The organism is Streptococcus oralis Uo5 (assembly GCF_000253155.1).
Taxonomy (GTDB): Bacteria; Bacillota; Bacilli; order Lactobacillales; family Streptococcaceae; genus Streptococcus; species Streptococcus oralis_L.
This window is the reverse complement of the sequence record NC_015291.1, coordinates 446,966-461,631: the sequence shown is the minus strand read 5'-3', so window position 1 is coordinate 461,631 and position 14,666 is coordinate 446,966. Positions and strand designations below refer to the sequence as shown.

The window sequence follows — 14,666 nt, the reverse complement described above, 5'->3', positions numbered from 1 at the left end:
AGGAAAATACAATGTCATATCTTACAACTAAAAATCAATACATCACTGTCCAAGGAAATCAAATTGCCTATCGCGAACTCAGCAAAGGCAAATCAAAACTACCACTTCTGATGTTGGTCCATTTGGCAGCAACCCTCGACAACTGGGATCCAAAACTCTTGGACTTGATTACTGAAAAGCACCATGTGATTGTAGTCGACCTTCCTGGTGTCGGTGCTAGTCAAGGAAAAGTGGCTCCGACGATTCCTGGAATGGCTGAGCAGACAATTGCCTTTATTCAAGCCCTTGGTTACGATAAAATCAACCTCCTAGGTCTTTCAATGGGAGGGATGATTGCCCAAGAAATCATCCGAATCAAGCCTAATTTGGTCAACCGTCTCATCTTGGCAGGAACAGGACCTCGAGGTGGAAAAGAGGTCGATAAGGTCACAGGGAAAACGTTTAGTTTTATGTTTAAAGCGGGACTCGAGCGCATCGATCCTAAACGCTATATCTTCTATAATCATGATGAACAAGGGAAAATCGAAGCTTTGAAAGTCCTAGGAAGAATGGGTATGAGAACAAAGAAATTTGCGGATAAAGACATGAACGTACTAGGATTCCTAACTCAACTCAAAGCTATTAAACGTTGGGGGAAAGCTCCTCAAGACGACCAAAAATTTATCACTCAACCAACCTTAATTGTCAACGGGGACAAGGATATGCAAGTTCCAACGGAAAATTCCTATGACATGCATGAAAAAATCGAAAATAGTAAGCTGATTATCTATCCGAATGCTGGCCACGGTTCGATCTTCCAATATGCAGAGGAATTTTCAAAAGAACTCATTGCTTTCTTGGAGGACTAAGATGGTCAAAACGATTCTGATTACAGGTGCTACTGACGGTATTGGGAAACATTTGGCAAAGAAACTGGCCAGTGAAGGTCATCAGGTCATCCTCCATGGTCGAAAGCTTCAAAAACTTGAGTTGACGCTTCAAGAGGTTCGGGCAGTTTCCTTGAGAGGCAGAGTTTCTAGCTACCTTGCAGATTTTTCAAAATTAGACGATGTTTATCGATTTGTAGAGGTAATCAAGCGAGACTTTCAAAGTATCGATGTCTTGTTTAATAATGCAGGACTTTATGGAGGGAAAGAACGAAAAGCGAGTGCTGAAAATGTCGAATTGACTTTTATGTTATCCGTTCTCGTTCCCTATATTTTAACAACTGAGCTAAGTCCCTTGTTAGAAAAAGCGGCTGACGGCCGTGTCATTAATACTTCTTCCTATATGCATCATTTTGCCAAGGTCAAGGATTTGGACTTTGGATTTGAGAACAACTATAATCCCGGATTGGCCTATAATAATTCTAAACTTTATACCATCTGGATGACACGTTATTTGGCAAGGGACTTCTTTTTAAGAGGTTCAAACATCACCATCAATTCTTACCATCCAGGCTTGATTTCAACCAATTTGGGTAATGATTCCAGTGATGAAAAAACGAAAAAGTCTCTCTTTGGACGCTTGATGAAGTCTTTTTCAAAAGATCTAGACGAGGGAATAGAAACAGGCTACTACCTCACCTTATCAGAAGAAATCAGGGGCTTGACTGGCTACTATTTTGATGAAAAGAAAGTGAAGTTAGCTTCTGAAAAAGGCTATACTTTTGAGAAAGCACAAGCTTTAATCGCTTACTGTGACGATAAAATCAAATTGTTTCAAACCAAACAGTGAGTAGTCTGACTCTATTTTCCTTTAATGGCTAAGTTAAGGTGCTTCAAAACTAGTTGATTCTCAATGTAAAAGTTCGTGTAAGGAAAGAAACATCAACAGAAAAAGCCTTGTTTTTTGTTTATTCTGAACTAAGAAATGACAAGATTTTTAGGATATTCTGAGTCTAATATATATGAAATTCTTTTCTTATAAGAAAAAACGCTAGATAGCGTTTTTTATTCTTAGTTACTCGTCCAATCGAATAAACATCATTGCGTTAAGCAAAGAGATGAGAGCGACTGTATTGACATTATTGGAATAGATCAGTCTCTTATTTTCAATCGGCGGAATAATAAAATTAGAAATAATGATGTCATAAGGTGATTCTTTTAGAGCATCAAGGGATAACTCTAATTCACTCCAAACTTCCAGTTCAAAATTGTTACTGCAATAGTAAGAAAGTGTCTCAGCTACTGATTTTGCATGATACTGATCAAAATTACTCATGACCAAAACCTTTAATTTAGGTTGATTTTGTAAAAGATTTAACACTAAGTGTTTGCTGTGAGTGATAAAAGTATAAGACAAATGATTGACCTTCATTGAATTACGATCCATATCCAAAGCCTCTAGATAATGTTCAATCCCTTCCTTCACCTCTGAAACAAAGCGAGGGAAAATATTTTGAAAGTTTTTGATTGTATTGCCTTTTTGATCAAATAGGATAAACTCTGTCGATAATTCCTGGCGATGCAGATGTGCTGTATTATGCAGATGCCAAATCAGATTGTCCTTATTGTCTACTTGGAGATTATACTCTCTTGATACCTGATCTACTAGATCCCCCAATAACTGATACGATTTTTTTACATAGCTGTCTGTTTTTGCATGGTTGAGAAATACTTCTTCATCTATGAAAAACATTTTTTGAAAATAGGATACAAACAGTTGACCTATCACTTCTTTATTCAGAGAGATATGATATTCAGAATCAAAGCTCGCTACAATCTCTTCGATTTCTTCTGTCTGCATGAAAGATTCCAACAATTGATTGTTAAAAGAATTTTTCTCAACTTCCATGAAATGACCAAACTTTATGCGATATAAATTTGTTACGAGGAGTAACTTTAACATTCGTTGAGTAGCGAAATTGACTGGAAATGCAGTTTCTTTATAGACCAGTGCCAACAGCTTACATAAAGGTTCTACAGAAAAATCCTCAAAGGGCCATTCAAGGAAATAATATTTCTCTGAAAAATATTGGGCAAAAAAGTAACGGATATCGATTTCATTTCCAGTGATTCGAACTGGATTGAGGCTAATTTCAAAACGATATTGTTTCTTAATAATTTTATTAATATGACTGATGATACGGTAAAGAGAGGAAGAACTGATATAAAACTCTTTGCAAATACTATCAGTATCACATCCTTCATTAAAGAAGATAAATTCTAAAATTGAAAAATGGGTTGAATGCTTAAAAAAATGATGATAGACCATCTCAATATCACTATCATCGGTGTTAATGATACGGATGCCGTTTGTTGAGGAATGAAATATCAAGTCAGGAAAGGAAGACCTGACATGGGACAAGTCATTCTTTACAGAACGTTCTGTACAGTGCAATAATTCTGCTAGTTCTGAAATATGAAACCAGCGTTTGTTTTCAAATAGTAATTCTAATAATTCTAATTGTCTGTGACTTTTTTTCGATAATAAATCTCTCATGAATAGCTTTTCTCTCTTTATAATAAACTAAACGATTGTCTTTCAATCTTCATGCAATTATACCACATGGAGTCCATTTATCCTCTTACAACGACTTTTGCTTGTCATAAAAAGACCAGTCTAATCCCTTAGAAACCCAGTAGCATCAACATTTTCTTATTTATTTGTATCTAAAGTACATGTTTACAGTACGGTTTTTAAGACAAACTATTATGTTTCCAAGTTGAAATACTATATAATTAGTTCAATCAAAGAAATTGACTCTTTGATTTAGAAATAGAAAAGGAGGATACACTATGTTGTGGTCCATTATTGTAGGAGGTCTTATTGGTCTCATCGCTGGTGCAATCACTAAAAAAGGTGGTTCAATGGGAATAATTGCAAATATCTTTGCAGGTCTTATCGGTTCGTCTGTAGGGCAATCTCTTCTCGGAAGCTGGGGACCTTCATTGGCTGGAATGGCTATTATTCCGTCAATCGTTGGTGCTGTGATTGTTGTTGCAGTCGTTTCATTTCTATTTGGTAAAAAATAAGCATTACCTAATAAGAAATTAAAAGTGATAAGCCATAATTTTGAATACTGTAGACGGGTAAAATTATGGTTTAAAGCTTTTCATTTGAAAGGATTTAATATGTCAAAATCAAAGAAAATATTGTTACTTATTTTCTGTATCTTAATCTTGACTATTTTCCTTCCTATTCTCATAGATTATCATCAGGTCAGTGATTTAGATATCCACTTATTCAGTTGGAGAGAACTCTACGCTGAATTCCTGATTGCTAGATATGTCTTTTGGGGGACACTTGTCCTATCTGTTTTAGTTTTAATTTCAATGTTAGTGATACTCTTTTATCCTAAACAATATCTAGAGATTCAATTAGAAACTCAAGAAGATACATTAAAACTAAAAAATTCAGCCATCGAAGGCTTTGTTCGATGTTTGGTCATTGATCATCAGTTGATGAAAGAACCAACGGTCCATGTAAATAGCCGCAAAAATAAATGTTTCGTTACTGTTGAAGGGAAAATTCTTCCTTCAGACAACATCTCAAATCGATGTCTAGTCATTCAGAATGAAATAACTCATGGATTAAAGCAGTTCTTTGGTATTGAACGTGAGGTAAAACTTGAAGTTAAAGTTAAAGAAGTTGAACCTCGAAAAACGACCAAAAAGACTGTTAGTCGTGTAAAGTAAGGAAGTAAAAATGGAATGGTTTAAAAAATATCAGTATCCAATTATTGCAGGTTTAGTAGGTGTCATTCTCGCTTGCTTTATCTTATCCTTTGGCTTTTTCAAAACACTATTTGTACTAATTTGTGGAGCCTTAGGAGCATTTGCAGGATACTATGTTAAGGAAAAATATTTAAATAAATAAAGGAGTCTCGTATGTCAAACGTAGATAAAAATGTAGAAAAAAAAGATGTCGCTGTTGTTTCTCAAGATGTTAAAGGGGAACTCACTTATGAGGATAAAGTAATCCAAAAAATCATTGGTCTTTCACTTGAAAAAGTACCTGGACTTTTGGATGTGGATAGAGGATTCTTCTCTAATCTAACAGAAAAAATTATCAATACAGATAATGTCACTCATGGTGTCAATGTTGAAGTTGGGAAAGAACAAGTCGCAGTTGACTTGAACATTGTTGTTGAATACCAAAAGAATGTTCCAGCTTTGTACAAAGAAATCAAAGATGTTGTGGTATCACAAGTTACAAAAATGACTGATCTAGAAGTTGTTGAAGTCAATGTGAATGTTGTTGATATCAAAACGAAGGAACAGCATGAAGCAGATTCAGTTAGCCTCCAAGACCGAGTAACTGACGTGGCTTCTTCAACAGGAGAATTTGCTTCAGAACAATTTGAAAAAGTGAAATCTGGTATCGGTTCAGGTGTAGCTGCTGTTCAAGAAAAAGTAGGCGAAGGTGTTGAAGCCGTTAAGGGCGAAACAAATGAAAAAGCTCGCGTACACTAATTCATCTGATCAAAATTAATCAATTTAAAGGAGGCAGAATCATGTCAACAGAAGAAAAATTAAACCAAGCAAAAGGTTCCATTAAAGAAGGTGTCGGCAAAATGATCGGCGATGAAAAAATGGAAAAAGAAGGAACAGCTGAAAAAGTTGTTTCTAAAGTAAAAGAAGTTGCTGAAGATGCTAAAGATGCTGTCGAAGGCGCTATTGAAGGTGTTAAAAACATGCTTCACAAAGATGAAAAATAAGGCTAAACCTTAATTGACCTTTTCATCTATAGTAGTCAAAAAGAGGACCGTAAATGTCCTCTTTTTTTTGTAGATCGGATTCTAAACACGCTTCCCATTTTTCGTTAAAAGGTAATGTCAACAGGAAAAGCCTTGGTTTCAAGGCTTTTTTGCATATTTAAAATAAGAGCTCCCTTTTAAAGAAAGAAAATTGAAAAGCTTGCACACTACTAGACTAGCTTATTTATCCACCACTTGAGCCTCAAATTGGGCTGGTTGGTTGTCTACATTGGTAATGGTGATCGTGTAGGGTTTGTTATTGGTGGCATCAAATACTTTTTCACCTTGGTAACTCACAACAACTCCATCTTTTTCTAAATAAATATCTGCTTGGTTGTTTGGAAGTTCTTCATCCTCCTTGTCGAAACCATGGCTTTTTATAATTTTTTGTCCCTCTACTTCATAGTAAACATCACCATTACTCTCACTCCAAACACTAGAGCCAGTTAATTTAATTTTACTTGAATCGTTTTTCTTCAAGATGAAGATTGAATAGTATTCCAAATCTTGTGTTCTGGGATTTACTCTTAAGTTGGCGGATTGACCTGGTTGAAGAGTATATTTGCCATAGTTCAAAACTGAAAAGACAAACCAGACTAGCAGCAAACTATACAAGACTCCTATAATCATTCGTGAGCGCCTACTTTTAAAAAAACGTAAAAGTAACAGTAAAGAGACAATAAAGAGCAATTCTGTAAACATTTTGTCCCCCCTTTCTTATCATCGTTGACATTCTAAACAAGGTCTCGCGTTCATTTCTCACTAGTAACCTCAAGCATACAAAGTCTGATACATCTTATCTAGAAAAGCTTTCAGCTCTGTTTGAACAATGTTTAATAGGCGTTCTTCTTCGGCTTGGGGGATAGTCACACTCTCTTTTTTTTGATTCCTAATATGAGAATAGTAACTACGTTTTAGGGTTAATTGATTATCTAAAATATAGTAGACATTTATTTTTTCCTCATTTACCATTGTTTCAAATAAAACCGAGACTTCATCCCTACTAGGATTCAACATTTTCAAATCGATGTCTCCTTTTATCCCTATGGAGTCAATTCCTCCATCCAATCGAATAGCTCCATCGGGAGGAACGACATAGCCCGCTTTACGGATGTCAGGTGCATATTTCCCTGAATCCATTAAATGTTGTAAGACAGCTATATTGTCTTGTTCTTCAAAGGAAGCCTTTAGTTGGAACCGTTCTTGGTGACTTTGATACTGAAAATAAAGAGTGATACCAACAACTAAGGCAAGTACAGAAGCGAGCAAGATTCGTATTTTTCTAGGTCTCGACATGTTTATCTCCTCTATCTAAGAAATCATAGAAGTCTTGTTTCTAACTTTGAAAGATAACTTCCTTATCCTTGAAAATCCTTGGGACTCCAGTCCCCCGTGACTGTTATCTACCCTTTTTCATGATGTATTTTCGTATAGGTGTTTCAACCATTTGAACGATTTCAAATCCTTCTTTTTGGTAAAGCTTGTAAGCTGTTTGATTTGCCTCGTAGACATTTAGAGAGACAGTATCTATGTCTTCATTTTCAAAGGCCAAACTAACAAAATTCCTTAAAGTCAGGCTACCTAAGCCCTGCCCCTGTTTCTGGGGGTTGATAAAAAATCTCCCGATATGAAGATTCCTGTCTTCTAGCCTGATTTTCTGGATAAGCCCCACAAACTCTTGTCCATCAAAGATTGAAAAGATTCCTTCCAAATCTTGCAAGATTTGAATTGTTAAGGGAAAAGGAATCATTGTTCCCATCCATTGTTCTTGAAAGGATTTGCCAAGGGAGTTGGACCATTGGCATACGAGCTGAGCATTTTCTGTGCTCACATTTTCTTCAAAACGAATCATCATCTTGACCTCACCATCTTATCAATGTTTCTTTATTATACTACTTCTCTTATTTTTTACGAATAGATAAGTATGATTGATCTTTATTTTTTTCTTGTCGGGAGCATTCTCGCTTCCTTTCTAGGTTTGGTCATTGACCGTTTTCCTGAGCAATCCATTATTCGACCAGCTAGTCACTGCGATTCCTGTCAGACTCGCTTGCGTCCCTCAGATTTGATTCCTATTCTCTCGCAGGTCTTCAATCGCTTTCGCTGTCGCTACTGCAAGATTCGCTATCCTGTTTGGTATGCCCTCTTTGAACTCGGCTTAGGACTCCTCTTTCTAGCTTGGTCATGGGGCTGGATTTCCTTGGGGCAAGTCATCCTCATAACTGCTGGCTTGACCTTAGGTATCTACGACCTTCGTCATCAGGAATATCCCTTACTAGTCTGGCTGACGTTCCACCTAATCCTCATGGCCTGTACTAGTTGGAATCTGGATATGGTCTTCTTTCTTGCCCTTGGAATTTTAGCTCATTTTATCGATATCCGCATGGGAGCAGGGGATTTTCTATTTCTGGCTTCTTGTGCTCTCATCTTTAGCGCGACAGAATTACTCATCTTGATTCAGTTCGCTTCTGCGGCAGGCATTCTGGCCTTTCTCCTGCAAAAGAAAAAGGAAAGACTTCCTTTCGTGCCTTTCCTCTTACTTGCTGCTTGTTTGATTATTTTTGGTAATCTACTGCTTGTTTGATAAAGTCCTCAATCGGCTCTCCTTGGTGGAGAGCTTTTACAATTTTCGAACCGACGATAACGCCATCTGACACCGCATTGAAGCGTTCTACATCAGCCTGACTAGACACACCAAAACCTGTCAAGACTGGGATGTCAGCTACTTGATGCAATTGCGCCAAGTGCTTGTCCAAGTCTGCACGGTAATTTCCTGATTTCCCTGTCACCCCATTGACAGCAACGGCATAGACGAATCCTTCAGCTCCCTTGATCAACTCTTTTTGGCGCTCAAGTCCTGTGGTCAAACTAACTAGGGGAATCAAGGCGATATCTGTGTCTACCAAAAATGGCTCTACAAAGTTGGCATGCTCATGAGGCAGATCCGGGATAATCAAGCCCTTAACTGCTGTATCTGCCAGATCATTGACAAATTTGTCCACACCGTACTGAAAGATGGGGTTGAAGTAGGTCATGATGACCAGTGGCACTTCAGTCTGAATGGTTTTCAAGGTTTCAACCAAAGCCTGGGTAGAAGTTTCGTGAGCTAGACTGCGCAAGCCAGCTTCTTCGATAACAGGGCCATCTGCAACAGGGTCTGAAAAGGGAATACCCACTTCAATGGCTGAAACACCCAAATCTTCTAAAAAGTGGATTGTTTCACCGAGACCATCCAAACCTTTCTCGTGGTCTCCAGCCATGATATAAGGAACGAAAATTCCCTTTCCAGTCGCTTTTATAGCGTTCAATTTTTCTGTTAGTGTCTTAGGCATGGGCTTCTCCCTTCTTTGCTGCATCTGCTTCCAAGCGGTCTTTGACTTGAACTACATCCTTGTCCCCACGACCGGATAGGCAGACAACCATTGACTTGTCTGGACCAAGTTCTTTGGCCAATTTCACTGCAAAAGCGATGGCGTGGCTAGATTCCAAGGCTGGGATAATTCCTTCCACACGAGACAAGAGTTGGAATCCTTCCAAGGCTTCCTCGTCCGTCACAGGAACATAGCTGGCACGTTTGATATCGTGGTAGTGAGAATGTTCTGGACCGATACCAGGATAGTCCAAACCTGCTGAGATAGAGAAGGCTTCAAGAATTTGACCATGGGCATCTTGGAGTACATCCATGAGAGAACCGTGAAGGACACCCGGACGACCCTTGGTCAAGGTAGCTGCGTGGTGCTCCGTATCCACACCAAGTCCTGCTGCTTCAGCTCCATACATAGCCACTGACTCGTCTTCTACAAATGGATGGAAGAGACCGATAGCATTCGAACCACCACCAACACAAGCTACTAGGGCATCTGGCAAATCTTGACCTGTCAAGTCACGGTACTGTTGTTTAGCTTCGCGTCCGATAACACTTTGGAAGTCACGAACGATTTCTGGGAAAGGATGAGGCCCCAAGGCAGAACCAAGGATATAGTGGGTATCGTCGATATTCGCTACCCAAGAACGAAGGGCTGCATTGACCGCATCCTTAAGCACGCGCGAACCATCTGTCACAGCCTCAACCTTAGCTCCTAAAAGCTCCATACGGAAGACATTAAGGGCTTGGCGTTTAACATCTTCCTCACCCATGTAGATGGTACATTCCATGTTAAAGAGGGCCGCAGCTGTTGCAGTTGCCACACCGTGCTGACCAGCACCTGTTTCAGCGATAATTTTCTTTTTGCCCATTCGTTTAGCCAGAAGAACTTGTCCCAAGGCATTGTTAATCTTGTGAGCACCTGTATGGTTAAGGTCTTCCCGTTTGAGATAAATCTTGGCTCCGCCGATATGCTGGGTCAAGTTTTTTGCGTAGTAAAGGGGAGTTTCACGTCCTACGTACTGGCGCAAAAGTTGGTTCAATTCCTCTTGGAAGCTTGGGTCTGCCTGACTTTCACGATAAGCTTTTTCCAACTCCAAAACTGCTGTCATCAATGTTTCTGGGACGAAACGTCCGCCGAATTTTCCGTAAAATCCATCTTTATTTGGTTCTTGATATGCCATGCTTTACCCTCTCTATAAATCTTCTAATCTTTTCATGATCTTTTTGTCCATCTGTCTCCACTCCGCTCGATACATCTACTGCATAGGGAGTAAAGTGTTGAATTGCTTTTGCTACATTGTCTTCATTAAGCCCACCTGCGATGAAAAATGGCTGGGCTAGTCCAGACGTATCCAGTTGACCCCAGTCAAAGGTCTTACCACTCCCAGCCACAGGGGCATCAAAGAGGAGATAATCCGCCTGAGAATTAGGCACATGCCCCTCTCCATCCACCTGCACAGCCTGAATGCTGGCACAAGGTAAATCCTCAAACAACTCATCCGCCACCTGACTGTGAACTTGAACTAGGTCCAAGCCAACCTTTTCAATCGCTTCTAGCAATTCTGCTCGACTTGGTGAAACAAATACACCAACCTTTTTTATATCTGCAGGAATAAGCTTTGCCAGCTCAGCAGCCTCTTCCAAGGTCACCTGTCTTTTACTGGGTGCGAAGACAAAACCGATGTAGTCTGCCCCTGCTGATACGGCTGTCTCTACCGCTTCTTTGTTCGACAATCCACAAATCTTAACCTTTGTCAATCTGCAACTCCTTGATTCTCTGGGCTACATCTTCTGCCTGCATGAGAGCTGTTCCCACCAAAATTCCGTTAAAGTATGGTGCTACTCGTTTTGCATCCTGCCCTGTGAAAATAGAAGATTCAGAAATGTAATAGCGACCTTCCTTAAAGTACTGGGCCAAGTCTACACTGGTCTGCAAGTCGACTTCAAAGGTGGTCAAGTTGCGGTTATTAACCCCAATAATCTCAGCACCAAGTCTGTGGGCTACCTCTAGTTCAGCTAGATTGTGAGTTTCCACCAAGACTTCCAGACCAAGCTCTGTCGCGTAGTCATACAGTTCCTTGAGCCGTTCTTCTGACAAGGCCGCGACGATGAGCAAGATAACTGTTGCACCGGCATTGCGAGCACGGATGATTTGCTTTTCATCGATGATAAAGTCCTTGTTGAGCGTCGGAATTCCTACCTGACTGGAAATCTCACGCAAATAATCCAAATGCCCTTTAAAGAAAACTTCATCTGTCAAAACCGAAATCATCACTGCGCCGTTCGCTTCATAAGTCTGGGCCTGTTGCACAATATCCACATCGAGATTGATATCTCCCAAACTAGGGCTAGCCTTCTTGATCTCAGCAATTACCTGCAAACGGTCCTGGTGATTCTTCAAAAATTCTGCCAAGCGATAGGTCTGGCGCAAGGGCTGGATTTCCTCCAGCTCCATTTGCTCGACTTCACGCGCCTTCTGTTCTAAGATTCGTGCTAAAAATTCCTGACTCATTTTTGGTACTCCTGTAACAGTCTGAGTTTTTCAAGGGCCTTACCACTAGCAATCACTTGACGGGCCAAGGCAACACCTTCCTTGATACTAGCTACCTTACCATTAGCATAGAAACCAAGACCTGCATTTAAAACTGTCGTTTCCAAAAATGGACTTGGTTCGTTTTGAAGAACGCTGAGCAAAATTTCTGCATTTTCCTGAGCATTCCCTCCACGAATATCTTCGATAGCGTAGCGTTCCATCCCCAAATCTTCTGGAGTGAAGCTTGACAAGGTGATTTCGCCATTTTCAAGAAGAGCAATCTTGGTTGTTCCGTTCAAGCCAGCTTCATCCAGCCCTTCTGGTCCAGCAACCACGATGGCACGTTTGCGACCCATATTTTTCAAAACCTGAGCTGTACTTTCTAGAAGTTCTGGACGACTAATACCAAGAAGCTGTGTTTCCAAGGCCATTGGGTGAATCAGTGGACCAGTCAAGTTCATGATCGTTGGAATTCCTAGTTCCAAACGAGCTGGCATGATGTATTTCATGGCTGGGTGCATATTTTTAGCAAAGAGAAAGACGATGCCAGTTTTATCAAAAACCTTACCTAGTTCAGCTGGTTTGAGGTCAAGATTGATGCCCAAGGCTTGAAGGACATCTGCCGAACCCGATTTAGAAGAAATCGAGCGGTTACCGTGCTTGGCCATATGAATGCCACCACCAGCCAAGACAAAGGCTGCAGTTGTCGAAATGTTAAAGCTGAAGGACTTGTCTCCACCTGTACCGCAGTTGTCCATGGCATCATGAATTTCAGTTGGAATGTGTTGGGCATGCCCTCTCATGACTTGAGCAATAGCTGTGCGTTCCTCAGGTGTTTCTCCCTTCATCTTAAGAGCCAAGAGGAGAGAAGCAATCTGTGCCTCCGTTACGCGCCCAGTTACGATACGCTCAATGACATCCGTCATTTCCACACCTGATAAATTTTCAAATTTTGCTAATTTTTCAATAATCTCTTTCATCCTAGTTTCCTCACTTTACAACCTTCTCGATAAAATTCCGAATAGAAGACAAGCCATCTGGCGTTCCGATACTTTCTGGATGGTACTGGAATCCATAAATTGGAAGGTTTTTGTGTTGAATTCCCATAATAGCTTGGTCATCAGTCGAACGAGCTGTCACTTCAAACTCTTCTGGCATTTCTTCAATCAAAATACTGTGATAACGCATGACTGGACGACCATCCTCAATGCCTTGATAGAGAACAGATGGCGCTTCAAAGTTGATATGGCTCTGTTTCCCATGCATGACTTTTGGAGCCAAGCCTAGCTTCCCACCAAAGACTTCTGCGATAGCTTGGTGACCCAAACAAATCCCTAGAATTGGCTTCTTACCTGCAAAGTCACGAATCATGTCTTCCATCTTTCCAGCATCAACCGGCCAACCAGGACCGGGAGAAAAGACCAGACCATCTGCTTTTTCAGCTTCTTCATACAGCTTGGGATCATCATTTCTCAAGACCTGCACTTCTGCAAAATTCCCAATGTACTGCGCCAAGTTATAGGTAAAAGAATCATAGTTGTCAATCAATAAAATCATGGTCTTAGTTCTCCAATTCTAGTCATAGATTTAGCCTTGTTAATGGTTTCTTGGTATTCGTTTTGGGCAATAGAGTCATAGACAATCCCTGCCCCAGCCTGCACATAGGCTGTTTGATTTTTGAGAATCATAGTTCGGATGGCAATGGCGAAATCCATATCACCCGTCGCAGACAAGTAGCCGATTGCTCCTGCGTATACGCCCCGTTTTTCTGTTTCCAGTTCATAGATTCGTCTCATGGCCCGAATCTTTGGTGCTCCTGAAACTGTTCCAGCTGGAAGTGTAGCTTTCAAGGCATCCATGGCAGTGAGGTCTGGAAGCAAACGTCCCTTGACCACGCTGGTCAAATGCATGACATAGCGGAAAAGCTCCACTTCCATATACTTGGTGACTTGGACACTTGCCGTTTCAGCAATTCTACCGATATCGTTACGCCCCAAGTCTACTAACATTCGATGTTCTGCTGTTTCCTTCTCATCAGAAAGCAGGTCTGTCGCCAAGGCCTTGTCCTCTTCATCCGTAGCCCCTCTTGGCCGTGTACCGGCAATCGGATTGGTTGTCACGATGCCATTTTTAACTGAAACCAAACTTTCTGGACTGGCACCGATGATTTGATAATCCCCAAAGTCATAGAAATAGAGGTAATTAGATGGATTGGTCACGCGGAGATTTCTGTAGAAGTCAAATGGATTTCCAGTAACTTCTGCTGAGAAGCGTTGACTGAGCACACATTGGAACATATCACCATTACGAATCAAGTCGCGAGCTGTTTCCACCATTTCCTCAAACTTCTGAGGAGCGATATGCGGTTTGAAGTTCAGCGGAGATAGATCCAAGTCTTCAAATTCATTTGGAGCAGGGATGCGTAACTCCTCCAGCACTTGGTTCAAGGCTTTTTCCAAATCTTCTTGACTGCGATCGCTATAAAGAGCATCCTCAATGACATGGATTTTTTCCTTCTTGTGGTCAAAGACCATATAGCTCTCATAGACAAAGAAATGCATGTCTGGCGTCCCAATGGTATCCTCAGGAATTTGACCAATTTCTTCATAGAGCGAAATCATATCGTAACCGACAAAGCCAATAGCTCCCCCACCAAAAGGTAGATCTGAATGGTGCTGTCTCTTATGAGTCACTTCATAAAGGAAATCCAAAGGATCCCGATCAATCACTTGACCATTTTGATAAAGGATTCCATTTTCAAACTTAATCTCAAAAACTGGATTATAGGCTAGGATAGAAAAACGAGCTGTTTCCTTGTCTCTCGGAATACTCTCTAAAATAACCTTGTGTTGCCCCTTTAGGCGCATATAAGCCAAGATTGGTGATAAGACATCTCCATGAATGATTCGTTCCATTGTAATTTCCCTTTCAGTTCTACTTCTAGTCCGTGGCGACTGTATGAAAAATCCCCACGCAAAATAACTTGCGTGAGGACGAAATTCGCGGTGCCACCTCAATTATAGGATTTCTCCTATCTCTCATTCCTGTCTCAGAAAGCTCCTGTAACAGGCTGTGCGATAAAGGGC

The 14,666-nt window shown here is 40.5% G+C and carries 19 protein-coding genes and 1 other annotated feature (1 of these 20 cut by a window edge); of the genes, 8 read left to right on the top strand and 11 right to left on the bottom strand.

The genetic code is table 11. The features are described from left to right. The first annotated feature begins 11 nt into the window (after positions 1–11). Together SOR_RS02415 and SOR_RS02410 are read left to right on the top strand one after the other, a co-directional pair. Positions 12–848, top strand: a complete 837-nt coding sequence (locus tag SOR_RS02415; RefSeq protein WP_000121101.1) for an alpha/beta fold hydrolase — start codon at positions 12–14, stop codon at positions 846–848. A gap of 1 nt (position 849) precedes the next feature. Then, complete coding sequence (locus SOR_RS02410; RefSeq protein WP_000241135.1) at positions 850–1,716, top strand: SDR family NAD(P)-dependent oxidoreductase; 867 nt, start codon at positions 850–852, stop codon at positions 1,714–1,716. A 225-nt stretch (positions 1,717–1,941) separates the two neighbouring features. On the opposite strand, the gene SOR_RS02405 is transcribed toward SOR_RS02410, so the two are convergent. Continuing rightward, complete coding sequence (locus SOR_RS02405; protein ID WP_001205298.1) at positions 1,942–3,423, bottom strand: M protein trans-acting positive regulator PRD domain-containing protein; 1,482 nt, start codon at positions 3,421–3,423, stop codon at positions 1,942–1,944. Positions 3,424–3,719: 296 nt separating this feature from the next. On the opposite strand from SOR_RS02405, the gene SOR_RS02400 reads away from it, so the two are divergent. The 5 genes from SOR_RS02400 (at position 3,720) to SOR_RS02380 (ending at position 5,641) form a co-directional block, all read left to right on the top strand. After that, the gene (locus SOR_RS02400; protein WP_000964740.1) at positions 3,720–3,956 is read left to right on the top strand and encodes a GlsB/YeaQ/YmgE family stress response membrane protein; all 237 of its coding nucleotides are present in this window, start codon (positions 3,720–3,722) and stop codon (positions 3,954–3,956) included. A 99-nt stretch (positions 3,957–4,055) separates the two neighbouring features. Beyond that, the gene (gene amaP / locus SOR_RS02395; protein WP_000045617.1) at positions 4,056–4,619 is read left to right on the top strand and encodes an alkaline shock response membrane anchor protein AmaP; all 564 of its coding nucleotides are present in this window, start codon (positions 4,056–4,058) and stop codon (positions 4,617–4,619) included. A 10-nt stretch (positions 4,620–4,629) separates the two neighbouring features. Next, positions 4,630–4,800: a DUF2273 domain-containing protein gene (locus SOR_RS02390; RefSeq protein WP_000454669.1), complete on the top strand. Its 171-nt coding sequence runs from the start codon at positions 4,630–4,632 to the stop codon at positions 4,798–4,800. Between the two features lie 11 nt (positions 4,801–4,811). After that, positions 4,812–5,396: an Asp23/Gls24 family envelope stress response protein gene (locus SOR_RS02385; RefSeq protein ID WP_000072933.1), complete on the top strand. Its 585-nt coding sequence runs from the start codon at positions 4,812–4,814 to the stop codon at positions 5,394–5,396. 41 nt (positions 5,397–5,437) lie between these two features. After that, entirely contained in the window at positions 5,438–5,641 is a 204-nt protein-coding gene (locus SOR_RS02380; protein ID WP_000102421.1) for a CsbD family protein, read from the top strand. A 219-nt stretch (positions 5,642–5,860) separates the two neighbouring features. Here the strand turns inward: SOR_RS02380 and SOR_RS02375 are convergent, their stop codons facing one another. From SOR_RS02375 to SOR_RS02365, 3 genes are all read right to left on the bottom strand, one after another. Continuing rightward, positions 5,861–6,382: a hypothetical protein gene (locus tag SOR_RS02375; protein ID WP_000493728.1), complete on the bottom strand. Its 522-nt coding sequence runs from the start codon at positions 6,380–6,382 to the stop codon at positions 5,861–5,863. A 69-nt stretch (positions 6,383–6,451) separates the two neighbouring features. Beyond that, a complete protein-coding gene (locus SOR_RS02370; protein WP_000089607.1) occupies positions 6,452–6,976 on the bottom strand; it encodes a hypothetical protein in 525 nt (174 codons plus the stop codon). A 103-nt stretch (positions 6,977–7,079) separates the two neighbouring features. Continuing rightward, positions 7,080–7,535: a GNAT family N-acetyltransferase gene (locus SOR_RS02365; protein ID WP_000973466.1), complete on the bottom strand. Its 456-nt coding sequence runs from the start codon at positions 7,533–7,535 to the stop codon at positions 7,080–7,082. Between the two features lie 69 nt (positions 7,536–7,604). Here SOR_RS02365 and SOR_RS02360 point away from each other — a divergent pair, with 69 nt between their 5' ends. Continuing rightward, positions 7,605–8,264 carry a prepilin peptidase gene (locus SOR_RS02360; protein ID WP_000566521.1) on the top strand — a complete coding sequence of 220 codons (660 nt, stop codon included), beginning with the start codon at positions 7,605–7,607 and terminating at the stop codon, positions 8,262–8,264. Here the strand turns inward: SOR_RS02360 and trpA are convergent. Genes trpA through trpE form a run of 7 tightly spaced genes read right to left on the bottom strand, consistent with a single transcriptional unit; the run spans position 8,236 to position 14,495 of the window. Continuing rightward, the gene (gene trpA / locus SOR_RS02355) at positions 8,236–9,012 is read right to left on the bottom strand and encodes a tryptophan synthase subunit alpha (protein ID WP_001127035.1); all 777 of its coding nucleotides are present in this window, start codon (positions 9,010–9,012) and stop codon (positions 8,236–8,238) included. The two genes, SOR_RS02360 and trpA, sit on opposite strands and share 29 nt — an antisense overlap. Further along, entirely contained in the window at positions 9,005–10,228 is a 1,224-nt protein-coding gene (trpB, locus tag SOR_RS02350) for a tryptophan synthase subunit beta (protein WP_000331269.1), read from the bottom strand. Before trpB ends, trpA begins: the two co-directional genes overlap by 8 nt. Continuing rightward, on the bottom strand, positions 10,206–10,805 hold the full coding sequence (locus SOR_RS02345) for a phosphoribosylanthranilate isomerase (RefSeq protein WP_000169867.1): 600 nt from the start codon (positions 10,803–10,805) through the stop codon (positions 10,206–10,208). The genes trpB and SOR_RS02345 overlap by 23 nt, the downstream gene beginning before the upstream one ends. Beyond that, complete coding sequence (gene trpC, locus SOR_RS02340) at positions 10,792–11,559, bottom strand: indole-3-glycerol phosphate synthase TrpC (protein ID WP_000076521.1); 768 nt, start codon at positions 11,557–11,559, stop codon at positions 10,792–10,794. Before trpC ends, SOR_RS02345 begins: the two co-directional genes overlap by 14 nt. Continuing rightward, on the bottom strand, positions 11,556–12,560 hold the full coding sequence (trpD, locus tag SOR_RS02335; RefSeq protein ID WP_000658690.1) for an anthranilate phosphoribosyltransferase: 1,005 nt from the start codon (positions 12,558–12,560) through the stop codon (positions 11,556–11,558). Before trpD ends, trpC begins: the two co-directional genes overlap by 4 nt. Before the next feature lie 10 nt (positions 12,561–12,570). After that, complete coding sequence (locus SOR_RS02330) at positions 12,571–13,137, bottom strand: aminodeoxychorismate/anthranilate synthase component II (protein ID WP_000601895.1); 567 nt, start codon at positions 13,135–13,137, stop codon at positions 12,571–12,573. Further along, a complete protein-coding gene (trpE, locus tag SOR_RS02325) occupies positions 13,134–14,495 on the bottom strand; it encodes an anthranilate synthase component I (RefSeq protein ID WP_000439607.1) in 1,362 nt (453 codons plus the stop codon). Before trpE ends, SOR_RS02330 begins: the two co-directional genes overlap by 4 nt. A 71-nt stretch (positions 14,496–14,566) precedes the next feature. Next, positions 14,567–14,666, bottom strand: a binding site (T-box leader); it runs 126 nt beyond the window's last position.

Bases quoted from the DNA above. Each gene is read 5' to 3' on its own strand.
- amaP (WP_000045617.1), top strand. From the start codon at position 4,056: ATGTCAAAATCAAAGAAAATATTGTTACTTATTTTCTGTATCTTAATC.
- trpB (WP_000331269.1), bottom strand. From the start codon at position 10,228: ATGGCATATCAAGAACCAAATAAAGATGGATTTTACGGAAAATTCGGC.
- SOR_RS02365 (WP_000973466.1), bottom strand. From the start codon at position 7,535: ATGATGATTCGTTTTGAAGAAAATGTGAGCACAGAAAATGCTCAGCTC.
- trpC (WP_000076521.1), bottom strand. From the start codon at position 11,559: ATGAGTCAGGAATTTTTAGCACGAATCTTAGAACAGAAGGCGCGTGAA.
- SOR_RS02405 (WP_001205298.1), bottom strand. From the start codon at position 3,423: ATGAGAGATTTATTATCGAAAAAAAGTCACAGACAATTAGAATTATTA.
- trpE (WP_000439607.1), bottom strand. From the start codon at position 14,495: ATGGAACGAATCATTCATGGAGATGTCTTATCACCAATCTTGGCTTAT.
- SOR_RS02415 (WP_000121101.1), top strand. From the start codon at position 12: ATGTCATATCTTACAACTAAAAATCAATACATCACTGTCCAAGGAAAT.
- trpA (WP_001127035.1), bottom strand. From the start codon at position 9,012: ATGCCTAAGACACTAACAGAAAAATTGAACGCTATAAAAGCGACTGGA.
- trpD (WP_000658690.1), bottom strand. From the start codon at position 12,560: ATGAAAGAGATTATTGAAAAATTAGCAAAATTTGAAAATTTATCAGGT.
- SOR_RS02330 (WP_000601895.1), bottom strand. From the start codon at position 13,137: ATGATTTTATTGATTGACAACTATGATTCTTTTACCTATAACTTGGCG.
- SOR_RS02410 (WP_000241135.1), top strand. From the start codon at position 850: ATGGTCAAAACGATTCTGATTACAGGTGCTACTGACGGTATTGGGAAA.
- SOR_RS02375 (WP_000493728.1), bottom strand. From the start codon at position 6,382: ATGTTTACAGAATTGCTCTTTATTGTCTCTTTACTGTTACTTTTACGT.
- SOR_RS02400 (WP_000964740.1), top strand. From the start codon at position 3,720: ATGTTGTGGTCCATTATTGTAGGAGGTCTTATTGGTCTCATCGCTGGT.
- SOR_RS02360 (WP_000566521.1), top strand. From the start codon at position 7,605: ATGATTGATCTTTATTTTTTTCTTGTCGGGAGCATTCTCGCTTCCTTT.
- SOR_RS02370 (WP_000089607.1), bottom strand. From the start codon at position 6,976: ATGTCGAGACCTAGAAAAATACGAATCTTGCTCGCTTCTGTACTTGCC.
- SOR_RS02380 (WP_000102421.1), top strand. From the start codon at position 5,438: ATGTCAACAGAAGAAAAATTAAACCAAGCAAAAGGTTCCATTAAAGAA.
- SOR_RS02390 (WP_000454669.1), top strand. From the start codon at position 4,630: ATGGAATGGTTTAAAAAATATCAGTATCCAATTATTGCAGGTTTAGTA.
- SOR_RS02385 (WP_000072933.1), top strand. From the start codon at position 4,812: ATGTCAAACGTAGATAAAAATGTAGAAAAAAAAGATGTCGCTGTTGTT.